This window comes from Moritella sp. (assembly GCF_033791185.1).
GTDB lineage: Bacteria > Pseudomonadota > Gammaproteobacteria > Enterobacterales > Moritellaceae > Moritella.
In genome coordinates this window covers 1-2819 of record NZ_JASJHF010000128.1, presented here as the reverse complement: position 1 = coordinate 2819, position 2819 = coordinate 1, and the positions used below count along the sequence as shown (strand labels likewise).

Sequence of the window (2819 nt, the reverse complement as noted above, 5' to 3'; positions counted from 1 at the left end):
TAATGCCTGCGCCGACATAAGGGCGGAACTTAGAACCTGCATCACCAAAGTAATATTGTGCTAATAGCGTTGGCGGTAAGTGCTTAACCTCAGCAATAACACCTACACCTTCTAGAGCAACTTCATGGGTAAATGGGCTTGCTGCAACGAGCTCAATACCGATGTTATCTGTTGCCATGTAGGTAAAGTTAAGACCAAGTTGAGTATTATCATTCACTTGGAATTCACCCAAACCAAGTACATCATCACTTGACTCATTTGGTGCGACAACCATAGCGCCGGCACGAACAATAATATCACCTTGTTGATGAGCGAAAGCAGGGACTGCAAGCGTTGCTGATAATAAAGAGGCAGTGATTAATCCTGATAATATTTTCTTGTTCATGTAGAGCTCCATCAATATGGTAAGTTTTCATTTAAAATACAGTTTGATTACATATGACATTCTTTTGCATCATTAAGTAACAAACCATTAACTTGGGTGTACTTTGCCATATACAAAAAACACTATATTGATATAGATCAACCGAAGTCCACATACTCACTAGTGAGTATCAAATAAATTGAACTACCAGTTTAATATTGATACGTAAGGATTATTTTTTGAAATGAAAACATAAAAATGAAGAAAAATGATTAATAGATCGAATTAGAAATAAAACTATAAAGTCCGTGCAGTACTTTAACAACACAGGCTGTAGCTCAAATGACGGGTACCGACTAACAAAACAAAGCAAAACCATTTCGGAGTTGCTTTACTATCTTACCCTTCACGAAAAAGCTCGTTAACCATTAGCGAGAAAATATGCCGAGTCAAACTCCGCTACGCTGCTAAGTATATACTAATGATTATTTTTATCTTTTTCACCACCTTTGTTGGCTTGAACAGTTGCCGGGGATATTGCGTTTTTCAAAATATGTCCCCCCTTAAAACCTTTTACGGTTCCGATTGCGGCAATAATCCAAGCGCCAATAAGCACAGCAAATAATATAACCGCAGCCCATTCGAACAAAGGTAAGCCAGTATGTAGCGCCAACTGAGTGGTTCCCGTAACACAAGTTCCTACTGGAAATGTAAATGCCCACCAAGTCAGTGCAAAAGGCATTTGTCTACGTATTGCGCGCAAGGTGAGCAAACTAGCTATACATGACCAAAATAATGCAAATCCCCATACTGGGACTCCATAAAGTATCGCCATCGTATTTAAACTGCTGGCAATGGGTTGTTCAACGACGCTTAGCGCGACAGTCCCTAAAGCACCGATAGCGGTGATAGATTGACCAAGCGGCCCTAGCACAATCCATAAAGTTGGAACCCGAGCCCCTCCTGAGCTACCCGTATGGGCTAAACGATTCCAGATCAGAGTGATAATAATCAGCGCGGCAATCAGGCTGAAACCAAACATGGCATAACAGATATACAACAAGGTTTGCTGAAAAAGGATATCTTGGCTATGTGGAATAAGCATCGCACCAATAGCCGCAGATACCATTGGTGGCACAACGGGCATCAGCCAACCACCAAAAGCAGCGTGATGATTAACTTCATAGTGGGTGAAAAGACGAAAAGGGATGATAACCGCACTAAGCAAACCTGCGAAAGTTCCTATAAACCACAGGCTCCATGCGATCAGTAGCACTGTATCTTGCGCAAACAGATGGTGACCCATCAATACGGTTCCCCCTGCGATGGTAAGCAAGGCCATCGGAGGTGCGCCAAAAAATTGCGCCATGACAGGATCATTAAACTGCCGTTTGATGATGTCAGGCCTAATGATAGTCTGGCTGATCTTAATAACCAACATGACAATTAATAACAGCGCAGCCAGCAACCAAACAACCAAAGCGAAATAAGTGAGATGAATACCGAACAGGGGTAAGCCCACTGCAGCATTAGCGATAATTCCGGTCCCCATCACCGAAGCGAACCAATTAGGGCCAATCTCTTTGCTAAATTTAGGTTGTGTCATAACGCTCATTAATGCCTCCAAGCATAATGCTATTATTTCTTTCGATTAAACGATCTCAAATGTTATATCGCTATAAATTAACGAGCAATAAGATCAAAGCCCTAACGAGTCAAGTAATGTAAATAATAATAAAGAATAGAATATCACGGAGGATTTACCACTGTAGTGGATTATCGTCGAGGGAGAAATAAGGTAGGTTTAAAAAAGCTATAAAGCACAACACTGCACTTTATAGCTAGATGCTCAGGCATAAACTAGATGATGCGATTTTCATTCAACATTTTCTGTTTAGCTTCTTCTTTTGCCATTTTAGCTTTGCGTTTATCACATGGATCCGGACAATCACACGCCTTTTCCATGCCTAAACCACTAATACCACCACAGCTTCCTGTGATAGATTTTTTCTGCACAATATAGCCAATTGACATACCAGCAATAACTAACGCAAAAATAACAAATGTTGCAGCAAAATAAGCCATATTAGCCTCTATTTTAAATAAGGTTCGAACTGTTTGGTATACACTTCATTATAACCTGAATCTGACTTCGAGATCATCAATACAGCTAAACCTTGCTGCTTGGCGAACTCAAGACCGTCTTTCTCACCCATCACCATTAATGCTGTCGCTAATGCATCAGCCGTCATTGACGAAGTATGAATTACAGTCACAGAGACCAGCTTATGCTTAATTGGTTTACCGCTTATAGGGTCAATCGTATGCGCAAAACGCTCACCATCTAACTCATAATAATTGCGATAATCACCTGATGTTGCAATTGCATTGTTACCAACCGCAATCACTTCTTGCACACTTTGATTGTCACTCGTCGGCTTCTCAACCGCAACCT

General features: G+C 41.0%; 4 protein-coding genes. All 4 read right to left on the bottom strand.

Going from position 1 to position 2819, the window contains the following annotated elements; all coding sequences use genetic code 11:
• On the bottom strand, window positions 1-385 hold a 385-nt coding region (locus QNK26_RS07730; RefSeq protein ID WP_319222004.1), incomplete at its 3' end, for an OmpW family outer membrane protein.
• A gap of 457 nt (window positions 386-842) precedes the next feature.
• Window positions 843-1979 carry a TDT family transporter gene (locus QNK26_RS07725; RefSeq protein ID WP_319222002.1) on the bottom strand — a complete coding sequence of 379 codons (1137 nt, stop codon included), beginning with the start codon at window positions 1977-1979 and terminating at the stop codon, window positions 843-845.
• Window positions 1980-2224: 245 nt separating this feature from the next.
• Window positions 2225-2449, bottom strand: a complete 225-nt coding sequence (nqrM, locus tag QNK26_RS07720) for a (Na+)-NQR maturation NqrM (protein ID WP_198438367.1) — start codon at window positions 2447-2449, stop codon at window positions 2225-2227.
• An 8-nt stretch (window positions 2450-2457) separates the two neighbouring features.
• Window positions 2458-2819, bottom strand: a 362-nt coding sequence (locus QNK26_RS07715) for an FAD:protein FMN transferase (protein ID WP_319221999.1), incomplete at its 5' end; no start/stop codon positions are given.